Below are 16,154 nucleotides of genomic sequence, written 5' to 3'. Positions count from 1 at the left end.
CAGACAGGCACACTGGCCGCCCTCTAGACTGCGGCTCTGTCTGTCAGCGTTTTCAAGGACCACCATGACTCCCCGTTCCGCCCTGGGCGCCCTGCATATCGGCGCATTGATGTTTGGCCTGACCGGCGTGTTCGGCAAACTCGCGAGCGCCGCCCCGGCGATCATCGTTTTCGGCCGTGCGGTCTTTGCCGTGCTCGCCCTCAGCCTGTTCGCCCGCCTGGCCCGCAATCATCACTGGCAACCGTTGCAGGCACAGGACTGGCGGCGCCTGCTGCTCAGCGGCCTGCTGCTGGCCGGGCACTGGGTCAGCTTCTTCATTGCAGTAAAAGTCGCCGGTGTGGCCGTGGCGACCCTGGGTTTCGCCAGCTTTCCGGCCTTCACGGTGATTCTGGAAGGCGTGATCTTTCGCGAGCGCATCCGCTTCAATGAAATCCTCCTGGTGGTGCTGGTCAGTATCGGCCTGGTGCTGGTCACGCCCGACTTCAACCTTGCCAGCCAGGCCACCGGCGGTTTGCTCTGGGCCGTACTGTCCGGCCTGCTGTTCTCATTGCTGTCACTGGCCAACCGGGCCGGCTCCGGGCGGATTCCCGCCGTACAGGCAGCGTTGTGCCAGAACCTGGTGGTCGCCGCCTGCCTGCTGCCCTGGGCCGCCCCGGATCTTGCGCAAGTACCAAAGCTGGACTGGGTCTGGATCGGCCTGCTCGGGGTGTTCTGCACAGCCGTGGCCCACAGCCTGTTTGTGGCCAGCCTCGCGGTGATCAAGGCGCGTACCGCGGCGGTGGTCTTTGCCCTGGAGCCGGTGTACGGGATCACCGCAGCCTGGCTGCTGTTCGGCGAAAACCCGACCCTGCGCATGTTGATCGGCGGCGCCCTGATCATTCTCGCCATCGTGGTGTCCAGCCGCCTGGGCGCCGCGGCGGCACCGCGGGAACACCAGGAAGCCGCGTCAGTTCATTGACGAAAACCCAATCCGCCTATACTGGTGACATCCGCAACAGTTTGCTGTCGTTCACGGAGATCAGGGTTTCTCGACGACAGCTGCAGTGATTCCCCCCCTGAATCGACTCGATTCGAGCGGCCCTCCCCATCAACATGTTGGAGGGTTTCATCCATGGACATCGTCAGTCTTTTGATTCAAGCCATCAGCGGCGCCGTGGGCGGTAACGTGGCCGGGTCGGTCCTGCAGAAATACAACCTGGGCCCGGTCATCAATTCCATCCTCGGCATACTCGGCGGCGGTCTCGGCGGGCAGTTGCTCGATCTCTTCACCAACGGCAGCGTGGGCAGCGGTAGCGGCGCACTGGACCTGACCTCGATCCTCAGCAGTATTGCCAGCGGTGGCGTGGGCGGTGGGGTGCTGATGGTCATCGTCGGGCTCATCAAGTCGAAGCTGAGCCCGTCGTAAGTCCGCGCCTATCGGGGCCGGTCGTTGTGCCCGAGGTCGCGCTCGGGATCGATCCGGTCCCGTACCCGCTGCTTGAGTACCTTGGCTTCGGGAAAGCCGCCGTCTTCCTTGCGCTCCCAGATCTGCACCTCGTCGCAGGTGATCCGGAACACTCCGCCGGTCCCCGGCTCCAGGGCCACCTGGCCGAGATCATCGGCGAAGGTGCTGAGCAGTTCCTGGGCCAGCCAGGCGGCACGCAGCAGCCATTGGCACTGGGTGCAGTAGGTGATGACGATATGCGGTTTACGTGCGGTCATGATTGCATCCGGCTGTGGAAGGAAAGGTCGTCGCTATAATAACGACCTTTTTATCGCCCCTCCCGAGATCATGATGCGCCGCCTGTTGTCCTGCCTGCTCCTCTGTCTACTGCCCCTGGCGCTGCAAGCCGCCGAACCGCCGCGACCGAAGATCGGCCTGGTGCTGTCCGGCGGTGCCGCCCGTGGCCTGGCCCATATCGGCGTGCTCAAGGCCCTGGAAGAACAGGGCATCAAGATCGACGCCATCGCCGGCACCAGCATGGGCGCGGTGATCGGCGGGCTGTATGCCTCGGGCTACAAGATCGACGAGCTGGAAAAGCTCGCCCTGGGCATCGACTGGAAACAGGCGCTGTCCGACGCCCCGCCACGGGAAGACATCCCGTTTCGGCGTAAACAGGATGACCGCGACTTCCTGGTCAAACAGCAGCTCAGCTTCCGCGACGACGGCAGCCTGGGCCTGCCGCTGGGAGTGATCCAGGGCCAGAACCTGGCCTTGCTGCTGGAAAGCACGCTCGCCCATGCCAGCGGCACCCGTGACTTCGACAAGCTGCCGATCCCCTTTCGCGCGGTTGCCACCGATATCGCCAGTGGCGAAAAAGTCGTGTTCCGCCGCGGCCACCTGCCCCAGGTGGTCCGCGCCAGCATGTCGATCCCGGCGGTATTCGCCCCGGTCGAGCTGGACGGGCGCCTGCTGGTGGACGGCGGCATGACCGACAATATCCCGCTGGATGTGGTGCGCGAAATGGGCGTCGATATCGCCGTCGTGGTGGATATCGGCACCCCGCTGCGCTCACGCAAACAACTGGCGACCGTGGTCGACGTCCTCAACCAGTCGATCACCCTGATGACCCGGCGCAACTCCGAAGAACAGCTGGCCACGCTGCACCGCAATGACATCCTGATCCAGCCGGCGCTGGCCAGTTACGGCAGCACCGACTTCGGCCGCGCCCAGGACATCATCGACGCCGGTTATCGCGCCACGCGCATTCTCGACGCGCGCCTGGCCGGCTTGCGTTCGCCGCCCAATCCCGACGCCGAACTGATCGCCGCCCGTGCGCCCGAACAGCGCACCCCGGTGATCAATACGATCAGGATCGAGAACGACTCCAAGGTCAGCGACGCAGTGATCCGCTATTACATCCGCCAACCCCTCGGCGAGCCGCTGGACCTCGAGCGCCTGCGCATCGACATGGGCACTCTCTACGGCCTGGACTACTTCGAGCAGGTGCAATACCGGGTCGCGCGCAAGGGCCAGGAACACACCCTGGTCATCAGCGCCCGGGGCAAACGCAGCGGCACCGACTACCTGCGCCTGGGCTTGAACCTGTCGGATGACATGCGCGGCGACAGCGCCTTCAATCTCGGCGCCAGTTATCGGGTCAACGGCATCAACAGCCTCGGCGGCGAGTGGCTGACCCGGGCCCAGATCGGCGATCAGCAGGATCTCTACAGCGAGTTCTATCAACCGCTGGACACCGGCTCGCGCTACTTTGTCGCGCCCTATGTGAACCTGCAAACGCAGAATGTGGAAGCGACCCTGGATAACGATCCAATTGCCGAATATCGCCTGGAACGGTACGGCTTCGGCTTGAACATCGGGCGCCAGATCGCCAACAACGGCGAGATCCGTCTCGGTATCGGCGAAGCCTGGGGCCAGGCCGACGTGAAGATCGGCGATCGCAGCCTGCCGCGGGTGAGTTTCAGCGAAGGTTTCTACGCGCTCAAATACTCCTTCGACTCGCTGGACAACGTCTATTTCCCGCACACGGGGGAAAACATCAACCTGACCCTGCGCGAGTTCGACCCGAGCCTGGGTTCGACCCAACGCTACCGGCAGTGGGAGTTCACCCTGGACAAGGCCCTGAGCCAGGGACCGAATACCTGGATCCTGGGTGGGCGCTACGGACGTACCCTGGACGACGCCGAAGTGGTCACTTCGAGTTTCCTGCTGGGGGGCGCACGGCAGTTATCGGGGTTCCGCCAGGATTCGATTGCCGGGCAGAACATCAGCCTGATGCGCGCGGTCTATTACCGCCGGCTGACACCCCGGGCCTACCTGCCGCTGGATTTTCCCCTATACCTCGGCGCCTCCCTGGAACGCGGGCGGGCCTGGAACAACGACAATCAATTCGACACCGGCTACATCAACGCCGCCAGCGTGTTCCTGGGCTTCGATACGCCACTGGGGCCGTTGAACTTCAGCTATGGCCTCAATGACGACAATCAGAAGGCGCTGTACCTGAATCTGGGACAGACCTTCTGATATTCCCAGGGGCGAGCCGTATCAGCGAATACTGGCGAGCAAGGTGCGCGCCGTCTGCTTCAGGGGTTCATCGCCTTCGCGCAGCAGCTCGAGGAGCAGTTGGCTGGCATGGTCCAGGTCGCCGACATTGATGCAGGTTTGCGCCTGCTCAAGCTTGCTGGCCGAAGCCTGCTCGCGCTCCAGGCTGTCGAAGTCGACTTCCAGGGGCTCGATGTCCAGGGGCTCGGAATCACTCATGAAACCATCGAGAAACGCGTCGTCCAGTGAGTCCCCGTCGTCGGGCAGGCTCAACTCCACTTCGCCCACAGGCGCGGGCACAGGCTCTGACTCAAGCTCGGAAAAATCGCTGAGGAACTGCTCGTCCGGCATCTCGAACACTTCCGGCAGCTCATTGAAGCTCTTGGTGAAGATCGGCTCGGGCTCAGGCTCCAGCTCGACAGGCAAAACCGGCTCTTCGGCGGCCTTGCTGCGGGGATGGGGCGTATTGTCGAACGGGCTGACCAGGTCCCAGTCGGCGTCCATGGACAGGTCATCAAGGTTGAGCTGGAATTCGTCCTCCAGCGGCTTGTCCGCTACAGGGGCGGTTGCAGTCGTCTCCTCAGCCGGCTCTTTCCAGTGTGCCGCCAGTACTGGCGCGACCGCTGCCACGGCGCCGGCCGCCGCCAGAACGGCGACCGGGGACGCAGCGGCTGGAGCTTGGGCTGGCGTGGCGGCAGCGCTTTGCAGTTTCGGATACTTGGCGCGCAACTCCTGCAGGGCCGACTCACTGAACCCGGCCTCCAGCAGCTTGCGCTCTTCCGTTGCGTAAGCCGCACTGTCGCCCTGCTGGGCCAGCACATCGAGCAAGCGCAGGTGCAAGTCCGTGCGCTCGGGCTCCTTGAGCATGGCCTCGCGCAGAATGCCCGCCGCTTCGCTGAAGCGACCATAGGCGATGTAGATACTCACGCCTTCAAGGGCATCAGGCACTTCGCTGGACTGACGCGAGGCCACTGCGGCCACCGGCGCCACCACCGGCTCGACCCGCGTCGACGCGGGCGTTGCCGGCTTGGTCGGTGGGGCCGGCGTTACCACTCGGCTGACCATCGGCTCCGGAACCGGAGCCACCGGAGGTACCGCCTCGGGCACCTGTTCAGCCTGCTGGCGGTTGCGGCGCAGGATAAAGGCCACGGCCAGCAGCGCGATCAGCAACAGCACCGCCCCCCACAGCAGCCAGTTCGGGCCATCGGCAGTCTCGGCGGCCGGTGTCGGCGCTACCACTGGCGCGGCCACCACGGCGGGGGCCGGCGCAACAGCCTTGGTCTTGAGTTCCGCGAGTTGTGTCTGCAGTTCAACGGCCTGTTTCTGGCTGCTGGCAATCATCTCGTCCTGGGCTTTCAACCTGACCTGCAGATCCTCGACGGTCTTCTGCAACTGCTGGTTTTCCAGGGCGGCCTTGGCCAGTTCCTCGGCGTTTTTCGCTGTCTCGGTCACGGCAGCAAGCGCATTCTGCGTGGCGGCAGCCGCGGTGGCCGTAGCCGCAGCGGCCAAGGTCGGGGCCGGGGAAGACGCCGGGGCCGCAACCACTGCGACGTCCGGCAGCAACAGGCTCTGGCCGACCCGCAAACGGTCGCTGCCCGGGTTCAGCGCACGAATGCCCTGGGACAATTCGTTGACCGACGCCTGACTGCCGGCTTCGCGCAGTCGCTTGGCAATAACCCAGGGGTTGTCACCCTTGACCACGGTGTAGTGTTTGCCTTGCAGCGCAGGCGGCGGTGGGATATTCGCCACCGAAGCCGGTTGTTCAAGGGCTGCGCTGCGAGCAGGCAGGCTGTAACCGGCCGGCCGGTTGCCCGGCGGATCGAGCAGCACGGTGTATTCGCGCAGCAGGCGCCCGTTGGGTCGGTTGACCTGCACCAGGAAATTCAGAAAAGGTTCGCTGACCGGCTTGTTGGTCTGCACCTGGATAACACTGCTGTTGCCCCGCAGCACAGGGGTAAAGCGCAGGTCATTGAGGAAGAACACCCGCTCGACGCCCGCCCGGGCGAACTCCTCGGGTGTTGCCAGGCTGACCGACAGTTCGCCGTCGGCCAGGTCGCCCGGCTCGATCAAGGCGATTTCCGCGTTCAACGGCTGATTGAGCGCCGAATGCAGGGTGATATCCCCCAACCCCATGGCCGGAGCCAGCGCCGAATACAACAACCCGCCGGCCAGCACGGCCAACAGGCGAGCCCGGTTCAGGGTGGATTTTCCAATGGAGCACCGCAACGCGGACTGCAAACTCTCGAGCATGAGCATCCCTTACTGGCGTGACGGCCCGCGCACGCGGGCCGGACACCGACACAATACACAGAACCAGTAACTCTTATAGTCTGCGGCGCAAAGACTATCAAAATTCGTTGAAGGCTTTACAAACTCGCTGAGGACTCCCAAGCCCGGCGGCCTGGGAATGCCTCAAGATTTTTCCAGGTTCGCCAGGATCCGGCTATGGACCCGCATGCAGATCCTCAGTTCTTCATCGTCGACACCGACGAACAGCTCATGGCGCAACGCAGTGGCGATGGTCTCGATCTGTTCAATCAGGGGCCGTGCCGAGGGACTAAGGACGATTTTCTTCGCCCGCCGGTCTTCCAGCACGGCCTGGCGCTGGACCAGCCCCTGGGTTTCCAGGCTGTCGAGCAGACGGGCCAGGGTCGGCCCTTCAACCCCCACACTCTGGGCCAGCTCGCGCTGGGTCGGGGCCTCGGTAAAACGCGCCAGGTGCAGCAAGACCAGCCAGCGCGCCTGGGACAAGCCCAGGCCCGCCAGACGGCGATCCAGTTCCGCACGCCAGCCTCGCGACATGTGCGCCAACTGCATGCCAAAACGGTGTTCATCGGTCAACGGCATAAAACACTCAGGGTTAGACTTAAAATAGACAAAACTAATTATTAGTCAGCTAAGCATGACCCATGCCCGGAGGCAAGGCTTGCTCGGCGCCGAATCGTTACTTGTCGTGAATAAGACAGTGACCGGGGACAATACCGACCTCACATTTCAAATTCCGCCTGCAAGGCGGCCCGCACGCAGTACAGCACCCCTTCCGGCACACGGCCGGCAAACAGTTCGGCAATAGCGGTCACCGGAGGCAATTCGCCTTCGCCGTCGAGGAAGGCGTCCTGGATTTCCCCCAGCAGATCCTCCGGCAAGTCCAGCGCCTGCTCCAGCGACAGTTGCTGGCGGCCGACGGCCTCGGCCAGCAAGGTATAGACATTCTTTTCCGAACACTGCAACTGGCCGGCGATCTGCAACGGCGTCATACCGGCCCGGGCCAGGCTGATCAGTTCGTGGCGGATATCGGCCACGGTTTTCGGGGTTTCTGCCTCGCCGCCGAGGACTTCGAGGAACGCCTCGCCATAACGCTCCAGCTTGCGCGCGCCGATACCGCTGACCTTGGCCATTTCCGCCAGGGAAGTCGGCTGGCTGCGGAGCATTTCCAGCAAGGTGGAGTCGGGGAAGATGACATAGGGCGGCACGCCATGTTCCTGGGCCAGCTTGCGCCGCAGGGCACGCAGGGCTTCCCATTGCTCGCGCTCCTCGCCGCGTACCAGTTGGCTGGCGGGGCTGGCGGAGACACTTTTGGCCGTGGTCTGCGGCTTGAGGTCGCGGCGCAGCTCCAAGCTCACTTCGCCCTTGAGCAGGGGCCGGCAGCTATCGCTCAGACGCAGGCCGCCGTAGCCTTCCAAGTCGATATCGGCCAGACCGCGGGCCACCAGCTGGCGGAACAGGGTGCGCCATTCGCCTTCGGCCAGCGCCTTGCCGACACCGAACACCGTCAGGTGCTGATGACCGAAACTGCGCACCTTGTCGTTTTCCTTGCCCAGCAGCACATCCACCAGGTGTCCGACGCCATACCGCTGGCCGGTACGAAAAATCGCCGACAGCGCCTGGCGCGCCGGTTCGGTGGCGTCCCAGGTCTGCACGCCATCGACGCAGTTGTCGCAATGCCCACAGGGTTGCGGCAAGTCTTCATCGAAATAGGCCAGCAGGGTCTGGCGACGGCAGCGGGTTTCCTCACACAGGGCCAGCATGGCGTCGAGCTTGTGGTGTTCCAGGCGCTTGTGCCGCTCGTCACCTTCGGAGTTCTGCAGCATCTGCTTGAGCATCACCACATCCTGCAAGCCATAGGCCATCCAGGCATCCGCCGGCAGGCCGTCGCGGCCGGCACGACCGGTTTCCTGGTAGTAGGCTTCCAGGGACTTGGGCAGATCCAGGTGGGCGACAAAGCGCACGTTGGACTTGTCGATGCCCATGCCGAAAGCGATGGTCGCCACCATGATCAGCCCTTCCTCGTTGAGGAAGCGCTTCTGGTTGGCGGCACGCACATCGCTGGCCAGCCCGGCGTGGTAAGGCAACGCCGGATAGCCTTGCTCGCAAAGCATCGCGGCCACTTCATCGACCTTCTTGCGCGAGAGGCAATAGACAATCCCGGCATCGCTGCGCCGCTGCGAAAGAAACGCCAGCAGCTGTTTGCGCGGCTGCTCCTTGGGCACGATGCGGTAGAAGATGTTCGGCCGGTCGAAGCTGGAGAGAAAGCGCTCGGCATTCTGCAGGTGCAGGCGATTGACGATTTCTTCGCGGGTCCGCTTGTCGGCGGTAGCGGTCAGGGCGATACGCGGTACATCCGGGAACAGCTCGGCCAACTGGCCGAGTTGCAGGTACTCGGGACGGAAGTCGTGACCCCATTGCGACACACAGTGGGCTTCATCAATGGCGAACAGGGCGATCTGGAGGTTCTGCAGGAACGACAGCATGCGCGGCTGCACCAGGCGCTCGGGGGCCAGGTAGAGCATTTTCACCTCGCCGCGACGAATCCGCGCCGCCAGGTCACGTTGCTGTTCGGCGCTCAGCGTGGAGTTCAACGCCGCGGCGGCGACACCCAGTTCCTCGAGGGTCGCCACCTGGTCGTCCATCAGCGCGATCAAAGGCGAGACCACCACCGTCAGGCCCTCGCGCAGCAACGCCGGAACCTGGAAACACAGCGACTTGCCGCCACCGGTGGGCATCAGCACCAGGGCGTCGCCACCATTGGCCACGCGCTCAATAATGGCACCCTGGCGACCACGGAAGCTGTCGTAACCGAAGATGTCCTTGAGGACGCGTTGAGCCTGTTCGAGCATAACCACTCCAAAAATCATCGAAACGCTTGTTCAAAGGCTGGCTGAAGATTCACCGTTTTCACGAAAAAAACCGTAAGCAGGCATTTCCCAGCGGCCCCGAGGGTCAGCAGCGCATCACAAAACGCGGCAGTATACCCGAGCGTCCGACGGCAATGGGCGGTGCCGGTCGGTTAAGGGAATTCAGTGCTTGCTGGCCTGAGGGCTCAAGAACGCCTAGAATTGCTTATCGTTTATTCCCAAGGTAGCCCCTCAATGTCCTTCGCTGAGCAACTCACCCGCCTGCAAGCCTTCCTCGACGCCGACGAGCTGCACGAAGAGGCGCTGGACTATGTCGCCGCCCACGGCTACCTGACCGCCTTGTCGATCTGCGCCGAGATCGTCCCCGATCGGGAATGGATCGACGCCCTGTTCGCCGAGGAGCCGCACTACAGCGACGCCGCCCAGCGCGAAGAGATCGAAGCCACGCTGATCCAGCTCAAGGCCCATATCGCCCGCCAACTGGCGTCCGATGAAGAATTCGAGCTGCCGTGCGACCTGGACCTGGGCGACGACCCGGACGACTCCGAGCTGCGCGGCTGGTGCATCGGCTTCATGGAAGGCGTGTTCCTGCGTGAAGAGGCCTGGTTCGAAACCGCCGAAGACGAAGTCAGCGAAATGCTCCTGCCGATCATGGTCGGTTCCGGCCTGTTCGACGAACAACCCGAGTTCGCCGATATCGCCGCCGATGCCAACCTGATGGACGACATGATCGTACAGATCCCGGAAGCCCTGACCGCGCTGTACCTGCTGTGCAACGCCCCGGACGAAAAGCCGGCGATCCTCAAGCCACGTCATCACTGAGTCGGCTGACGGCATGAACTCAATCGCCCGGCACTGCCGGGCGTTTTTTTTCGTGGTTGCGCAGGAAAGTCTCTTCACCCATCGCCCGAATCTGCCCTTCGATCAGTGCTTCGAACGGCCGCAGCAACGCCGCGAACGAAACCGGTGCCTCCAGGGTTTCCAGCGCCTGGACAATCGCCTCCAGCGTCGACAACGCGCCCGGCTCCGGCGCCTTGCGCAATCGGTAGCGCGACACCGCCCCCGCCCCCAGCGTCACCCGTGGCAACGCCGCCAGCAATGGATTGAGGTAGAGCATCTTGCGCGCCTTGCGCCAGGTGCCGTCGGGCACCACCAACAACAGCGGCAAATCCATCGGCGCGGCCGCATACGCCTGCAAGGGCTGTGCATCCTCTGCCGGGAACAGCAATTTCGCCTGGTAACCGGGCTGTTGCAGCAATTGGGGCAGATCCTCGAACACCTCACCCACCCGCAACTCGGCATGGGTCAAACCCAGCGCCGCCAGCCGGGCGGTGTTCAAGGCATGGTTGACCTCGCTGGGATGCTGCAACAGCAGCACGCGGGTGCGGCTGTCCAGCTGTGGGATCAGTGCGCACAGGCAGTGGCTTTCGGGACGCAAACAACGTTCGCAACGGGCTCTGGACATTGAGTTATACCGATCAGGGCTGGTTGAGCTGGGCTTTGAGCAGGTCGCGGAAGGTCTGGATCAACGGCTCGCGACTGCGGCCCCGACGCAGGATCATGGAGAACGGCGCCTGGTAACCGAAGGTCGCCGGCAGCAATACCCGCAGGTCACCCTTGTCGGCCCAGGGCTGGGCGTAGTGCTCCGGCAGGTAGCCGATATAGGCGCCGGACAACACCAGGATCAATTGCGCCTCCATACTTTCCACGGTCGCCGCGCTGTGCTTGAAGCCATGGCGCGCCAGCTCGGCCTGGCTCCAGTAACCGCGTCCGACCATGCGTTGCTGCGTAATCACCTGTTCCGGGATACGTCGTTCGTTGTACAGCGGATGCCGGTTGCTGCAATACAACCAGTGCTGCTCACGGTACAGCGGCTGGTAGACCAACCCGCTCATGCGCGTGGAAAAGGCGCCGATGGCCAGGTCGAGACGATTGTCCTGCACGCCGAGCTGCAATTCGTAGGGACTCATCACCGACAGGTGCAGGTGCACGGCCGGGTGCTCCTGGCTGTAGGCGCCGATGGCCTCGGCCAGGGGCAAGGCCGGCTCGCTGACCGTGGAATCGATCACCCCCAGGTTCAAGGTGCCGCGCAACTCACCCTTGAGGGCCGCGGCGTATTGCTCGAAACCTTCGAGCTCGCCGAGCAGGCGCAGGGTTTCCTGGTGGAACAGTTCGCCCTTGCTGGTCAGGCTGAAGCCGCCGCGCCCGCGATGACACAGGACCAGGCCCAGGGACGCTTCCAGCTGGCTCATGTAGGTGCTGATCGCCGAGGTCGATAGATTGAGCTCCTGCTGGGCGTTGGCGAAGCCCTGGTGCCGGACCACGCTGACGAAGATGCGCAATAGTTTGAGGTCGGGTAAAGCGTTGGCCATGGGAGTTCCTGGGGAAAGTCTGCATTGCCGGAAACAATTCTGTCCGCCCAGTTTCCCATTAGTTTAGAAAAACCTGAACTAACTATTTGCCGTCAGCGATTCTTCCCACCCGGCGCCTTTCGCAGAATCGCCCCCTGATAACCAAAATAAATGATGAGGCTTACCCGTGGACAAGATTCTTCACCAACCACTGGGCGGTAACGAAATGCCGCGCTTCGGCGGTATCGCCACCATGATGCGCCTCCCGCACCTGCAATCGGCCGCCGGCCTCGACGCCGCGTTCATCGGCATCCCGCTGGACATCGGCACCTCGCTGCGCGCCGGGACCCGTTTCGGCCCGCGGGAAATCCGCGCCGAGTCGGTGATGATCCGCCCCTACAACATGGCCACCGGTGCCGCGCCCTTCGATTCGTTGTCGGTGGCCGACATCGGTGACGTGGCGATCAACACCTTCAACCTGCTGGACGCCGTACGCATCATCGAAGAGTCCTACAACGCCATCCTCGAACACCCGGTCATCCCGCTGACCCTGGGCGGCGACCACACCATCACCCTGCCGATCCTGCGCGCCATCCACAAGAAGCACGGCAAGGTCGGCCTGGTGCACATCGACGCCCACGCCGATGTCAACGATCACATGTTCGGCGAGAAAATCGCCCACGGCACCACCTTCCGCCGCGCCGTGGAAGAAGGCCTGCTGGACTGTGACCGGGTGGTGCAGATCGGCCTGCGCGCCCAGGGCTACACCGCCGAAGACTTCAACTGGAGCCGCAAGCAGGGTTTCCGGGTGGTCCAGGCCGAAGAGTGCTGGCACAAATCCCTCGCTCCGCTGATGGCTGAAGTGCGCGAAAAAGTCGGCGGCGGCCCGGTGTACCTGAGCTTCGACATCGATGGCATCGACCCGGCCTGGGCACCCGGTACCGGCACCCCGGAAATCGGCGGCCTGACCACCATCCAGGCGATCGAGATCGTCCGCGGCTGCCAGGGCCTGGACCTGGTCGGCTGCGACCTGGTGGAAGTCTCGCCACCCTACGACACCACCGGCAACACCTCGCTGCTCGGCGCCAACCTGCTGTACGAGATGCTCTGCGTACTGCCCGGCGTGGCCCACCGCTGAGGAGTCGCCATGAACGACCGTGACCAGGTACTCGAGGCCGCCGCCGAGCTGGTGGCCTCCTTCGCCGCCAATGATCGCGAAGCCTACTTCGGCGCCTTCAGCGCCGATGCCAGCTTCGTTTTCTACACCCTCGAACAGCCCTTGCTGTCACGCGATGCCTATCAGGCGCTGTGGGACAACTGGCGGGCGGAGGACGGCTTCGAGGTGATTTCGTGCACCTCGAGCAACGCTTTCGTCAGCCTGCAGGGCGATGTGGCGATTTTCATCCATGACGTGGCCACCGAGCTGCGCATGCAAGGGGAGCTTCTCTTTAGCCAGGAGCGCGAAACCATTGTGTTTCGCAAACAACGAGAATCAGGCCCATGGCTGGCCTGCCACGAGCATTTGTCAGCGAAACCCCAGGGAATGCCCTCCCCTTAGCCAACCCCGGTAGCCCTCGCGGAAGACGAGGGCACCGCAGTGATCGGAGCGATCATGAATAAAAACAACAATGAAAAAAGCCTTGGCAGCATTGAAACCAACGGGGTCGAACAGATCCCCGACCACGAACGCGATGCCCGACCCAGCGACCTGTTTCGCCTGATCTTCGGCGGTGCGAATACCTTTGCCACCGCAGTGCTCGGCAGTTTCCCGGTGCTCTTCGGCCTGTCCTTCCAGGCCGGTGTCTGGGCGATCGTCCTGGGCGTTGTACTAGGCGCGCTGATCCTCGCGCCCATGGGCCTGTTCGGTCCGATCAATGGCACCAACAACGCCGTGTCCTCCGGGGCGCACTTCGGTGTCCACGGACGGATCGTCGGCTCGTTCCTGTCGCTGTTGACCGCCATTGCGTTCTTCTCGCTCTCGGTATGGAGCTCGGGGGATGCCCTGATCGGCGGCGCCAAGCGGCTGGTCGACATGCCGGAAACCGACCTGACCCTGGGCCTGGCCTACGGCCTGTTCGCGATCCTGGTGCTGACGGTATGCATCTACGGCTTCCGCTTCATGCTGTGGGTCAACCGCATCGCCGTATGGGCCGCAAGCCTGTTGTTCCTGCTGGGGATCTTTGCCTTTGCACCGGCCTTCGACAGTCACTTCGCCGGAACCGTGGCGATGGGTCAGGCCGGTTTCTGGGCGGCCTTTATCGGCGCCGCGCTGGTGGCCATGAGCAACCCGATTTCCTTCGGGGCGTTTCTCGGCGACTGGTCGCGTTATATCCCCCGCGAAACCTCGAAAGTCCGGATCATGCTGGCGGTGATCGCCGCGCAGATCGCCACCTTGATCCCCTTCCTGTTTGGCCTGGCCACCGCGACCATCGTGGCGATCAAGGCACCGGACTACATCACCGCGAACAACTATGTCGGCGGCCTGCTGGCCGTCTCGCCGACCTGGTTCTTCCTGCCGGTGTGCCTGATCGCGGTGATCGGTGGCATGTCCACCGGCACCACCTCGCTGTATGGCACCGGACTGGACATGTCCAGCGTGTTCCCACGACTGCTGTCGCGGGTCAAGGCGACCCTGCTGATCGGCGTGCTGTCGATTGCCTTTATCTTCATCGGACGCTTCGCGGCGAACCTGGTGCAGAGCGTGTCGACCTTCGCCGTGCTGATCATCACCTGCACCACCCCGTGGATGGTGATCATGATCATCGGCCTGCTGGTACGTCGTGGTTACTACTGCCCGGATGACCTGCAAGTCTTCACCCGCGGCGAAACCGGCGGGCGCTACTGGTTCAGCCACGGCTGGAACTGGCGCGGCCTGGGCGCCTGGATCCCCAGCGCGCTGGTGGGCCTGTGCTTCGTCAACCTGCCGGGGCAGTTCGTCGGCCCGCTGGGCAACCTGGCCGACGGCATCGACATCAGCCTGCCGATCACCCTCGGGCTGGCATCGCTGATGTACCTGGCGCTGCTCAGCCTGTTCCCGGAGACGGCAGAGGTTTATGGACCGCAGGATGCGCGCAGCCGGGATGGCAAAACATTGAAGCCCGGGATGCGCCAGGCGGCCTGATACTGCTGTGGCGAGCCCCTCGCCACAGCATGTGCCTTGAACTTTGCTCGACCATAAAAAAGATAATCGGAGACACGCCGTCATGGCTTTGGATTTATTGGTTGTACTCATTTATGCCGCCGGCATGCTCGTGCTCGGTTACTACGGCATGCGCAAGGCCAAGACCCACGAAGACTACCTGGTGGCCGGACGCAACCTGGGCCCGACGCTGTATATGGGCACCATGGCCGCCACGGTACTGGGTGGTGCCTCCACCGTCGGCACCGTGCGCCTGGGCTATGTCCACGGCATTTCCGGCTTCTGGCTCTGCGCGGCCCTGGGTTTCGGCATCATCGCGCTGAACCTGTTCCTCGCCAAACCGCTGCTTAAACTGAAGATCTTCACCGTGACCCAGGTCCTGGAGAAGCGCTACAACCCCATGGCCCGCCAGGCCAGCGCGGTGATCATGCTGGCCTACGCGCTGATGATCGGCGTGACCTCGATCCTCGCTATCGGCACCGTGCTGCAAGTGCTGTTCAACCTGCCGTTCTGGCTCTCGGTACTGCTGGGCGGCGGCGTGGTGGTGGTCTACTCGACCATCGGCGGCATGTGGTCGCTGACCCTGACCGATATCGTCCAGTTCGTCATCAAGACCGTGGGCCTGATGTTCATCCTGTTGCCGATCTGCCTCTACCGCGTCGGCGGCTGGGACCAACTGGTGAGCAAGCTGCCGGCGAGCAGCTTCAGCTTCACCACCATCGGCTGGGACACCATCATCACCTACTTCCTGATCTACTTCTTCGGCATCCTGATCGGCCAGGACATCTGGCAACGGGTGTTCACCGCCAAGGACGAGAAAGTCGCGAAGTATGCCGGCAGCGTCGCCGGGGTCTACTGTATCGCCTACGGCCTGGCCTGTGCCCTGATCGGCATGGCCGCCCATGTGCTGATTCCCGACCTGGCCAACGTCAACAACGCCTTTGCCGCCATCGTCAAACAGTCGCTGCCCGATGGCATTCGTGGCCTGGTGATCGCCGCGGCCCTGGCGGCCATGATGTCCACCGCCAGTGCCGGCCTGCTGGCCGCCTCCACCGTGCTGACCGAAGACCTGCTGCCGAAACTGCGCGGCGGCAAGCAATCGAGCCTGGGGATCAACCGCCTGTTCACCTGCCTGACCGGGATCGTCGTACTGGGCATCGCCCTGGTGGTCAGCGACGTGATCAGCGCCCTGACCCTGGCCTACAACCTGCTGGTGGGCGGCATGCTGATTCCGCTGATCGGCGCAATCTTCTGGAAGCCCGCCACCACCAGTGGCGCCATTACCAGCATGGCCCTGGGCTTCATCACCGCCCTGGTATTCATGATCAAGGATGGCCTGGACGCCAATACCCCGATCTACTACAGCCTGGCCATCGGCTTGATCAGCTTCGTCGTGGTCAGCCTGCTGTCTCCGCGCCCGGCCAGCGTCGCCAGCGCCATCTGATACCGCGGTTACTTCAGCGGGTGCGACGTCGGTTGTCGCACCCGTTTTTTTTGCCTGCCGCCTTCCCCCATTGACCGCCCTGCGCACGCCCAGGGAGATGAAC

General features: G+C 63.4%; 14 protein-coding genes. 8 read left to right on the top strand and 6 right to left on the bottom strand.

What is annotated here, in order from left to right:
• The first annotated feature begins 64 nt into the window (after positions 1-64).
• Both M5C71_RS12050 and M5C71_RS12045 read left to right on the top strand, forming a co-directional pair.
• The gene (locus M5C71_RS12050) at positions 65-958 is read left to right on the top strand and encodes a DMT family transporter (protein WP_248745032.1); all 894 of its coding nucleotides are present in this window, start codon (positions 65-67) and stop codon (positions 956-958) included.
• Between the two features lie 153 nt (positions 959-1,111).
• Positions 1,112-1,405, top strand: coding sequence for a hypothetical protein (locus tag M5C71_RS12045; RefSeq protein WP_103496496.1), 294 nt, complete (start codon positions 1,112-1,114; stop codon positions 1,403-1,405).
• Between the two features lie 8 nt (positions 1,406-1,413).
• Here M5C71_RS12045 and M5C71_RS12040 read toward each other — a convergent pair whose 3' ends face one another.
• Positions 1,414-1,701 (bottom strand): SelT/SelW/SelH family protein, encoded by a 288-nt coding sequence (locus M5C71_RS12040; RefSeq protein WP_100938944.1) that lies wholly within the window; start codon positions 1,699-1,701, stop codon positions 1,414-1,416.
• A 73-nt stretch (positions 1,702-1,774) separates the two neighbouring features.
• Here M5C71_RS12040 and M5C71_RS12035 point away from each other — a divergent pair, with 73 nt between their 5' ends.
• Positions 1,775-3,964: a patatin-like phospholipase family protein gene (locus M5C71_RS12035; protein ID WP_248767922.1), complete on the top strand. Its 2,190-nt coding sequence runs from the start codon at positions 1,775-1,777 to the stop codon at positions 3,962-3,964.
• A 21-nt stretch (positions 3,965-3,985) separates the two neighbouring features.
• Here the strand turns inward: M5C71_RS12035 and M5C71_RS12030 are convergent, their stop codons facing one another.
• The 3 genes from M5C71_RS12030 to recQ form a co-directional block, all read right to left on the bottom strand.
• On the bottom strand, positions 3,986-6,232 hold the full coding sequence (locus tag M5C71_RS12030) for a FimV/HubP family polar landmark protein (RefSeq protein ID WP_248767921.1): 2,247 nt from the start codon (positions 6,230-6,232) through the stop codon (positions 3,986-3,988).
• Positions 6,233-6,394: 162 nt separating this feature from the next.
• Positions 6,395-6,829, bottom strand: coding sequence for a MarR family transcriptional regulator (locus tag M5C71_RS12025; RefSeq protein ID WP_103496492.1), 435 nt, complete (start codon positions 6,827-6,829; stop codon positions 6,395-6,397).
• 140 nt (positions 6,830-6,969) lie between these two features.
• Positions 6,970-9,099, bottom strand: a complete 2,130-nt coding sequence (recQ, locus tag M5C71_RS12020) for a DNA helicase RecQ (RefSeq protein WP_248767920.1) — start codon at positions 9,097-9,099, stop codon at positions 6,970-6,972.
• 252 nt (positions 9,100-9,351) lie between these two features.
• On the opposite strand from recQ, the gene M5C71_RS12015 reads away from it, so the two are divergent.
• The gene (locus tag M5C71_RS12015) at positions 9,352-9,939 is read left to right on the top strand and encodes a YecA family protein (RefSeq protein ID WP_103496490.1); all 588 of its coding nucleotides are present in this window, start codon (positions 9,352-9,354) and stop codon (positions 9,937-9,939) included.
• Between the two features lie 19 nt (positions 9,940-9,958).
• Here M5C71_RS12015 and M5C71_RS12010 read toward each other — a convergent pair whose 3' ends face one another.
• Positions 9,959-10,582: a DTW domain-containing protein gene (locus M5C71_RS12010; RefSeq protein WP_103496489.1), complete on the bottom strand. Its 624-nt coding sequence runs from the start codon at positions 10,580-10,582 to the stop codon at positions 9,959-9,961.
• 13 nt (positions 10,583-10,595) lie between these two features.
• Positions 10,596-11,489 carry a LysR family transcriptional regulator gene (locus tag M5C71_RS12005; protein ID WP_040065200.1) on the bottom strand — a complete coding sequence of 298 codons (894 nt, stop codon included), beginning with the start codon at positions 11,487-11,489 and terminating at the stop codon, positions 10,596-10,598.
• Positions 11,490-11,655: 166 nt separating this feature from the next.
• On the opposite strand from M5C71_RS12005, the gene speB reads away from it, so the two are divergent.
• The 4 genes from speB to M5C71_RS11985 all read left to right on the top strand — a co-directional run bounded on the left by speB (position 11,656) and on the right by M5C71_RS11985 (position 16,051).
• Entirely contained in the window at positions 11,656-12,606 is a 951-nt protein-coding gene (speB, locus tag M5C71_RS12000; RefSeq protein ID WP_103496488.1) for an agmatinase, read from the top strand.
• A gap of 9 nt (positions 12,607-12,615) precedes the next feature.
• A complete protein-coding gene (locus M5C71_RS11995; protein ID WP_248767919.1) occupies positions 12,616-13,026 on the top strand; it encodes a nuclear transport factor 2 family protein in 411 nt (136 codons plus the stop codon).
• Between the two features lie 54 nt (positions 13,027-13,080).
• A complete protein-coding gene (locus M5C71_RS11990; protein ID WP_103496486.1) occupies positions 13,081-14,589 on the top strand; it encodes a cytosine permease in 1,509 nt (502 codons plus the stop codon).
• A gap of 82 nt (positions 14,590-14,671) precedes the next feature.
• Positions 14,672-16,051 carry a sodium:solute symporter gene (locus M5C71_RS11985; protein ID WP_103496485.1) on the top strand — a complete coding sequence of 460 codons (1,380 nt, stop codon included), beginning with the start codon at positions 14,672-14,674 and terminating at the stop codon, positions 16,049-16,051.
• The last annotated feature ends 103 nt before the right edge of the window (positions 16,052-16,154 follow it).

Origin of the sequence: Pseudomonas sp. MWU12-2345, assembly GCF_023242385.1 — a bacterium.
GTDB lineage: Bacteria > Pseudomonadota > Gammaproteobacteria > Pseudomonadales > Pseudomonadaceae > Aquipseudomonas > Aquipseudomonas gingeri_D.
The sequence above is the reverse complement of the archived record's forward strand: the minus strand, read 5'-3'. Positions and strand labels throughout refer to the sequence as shown.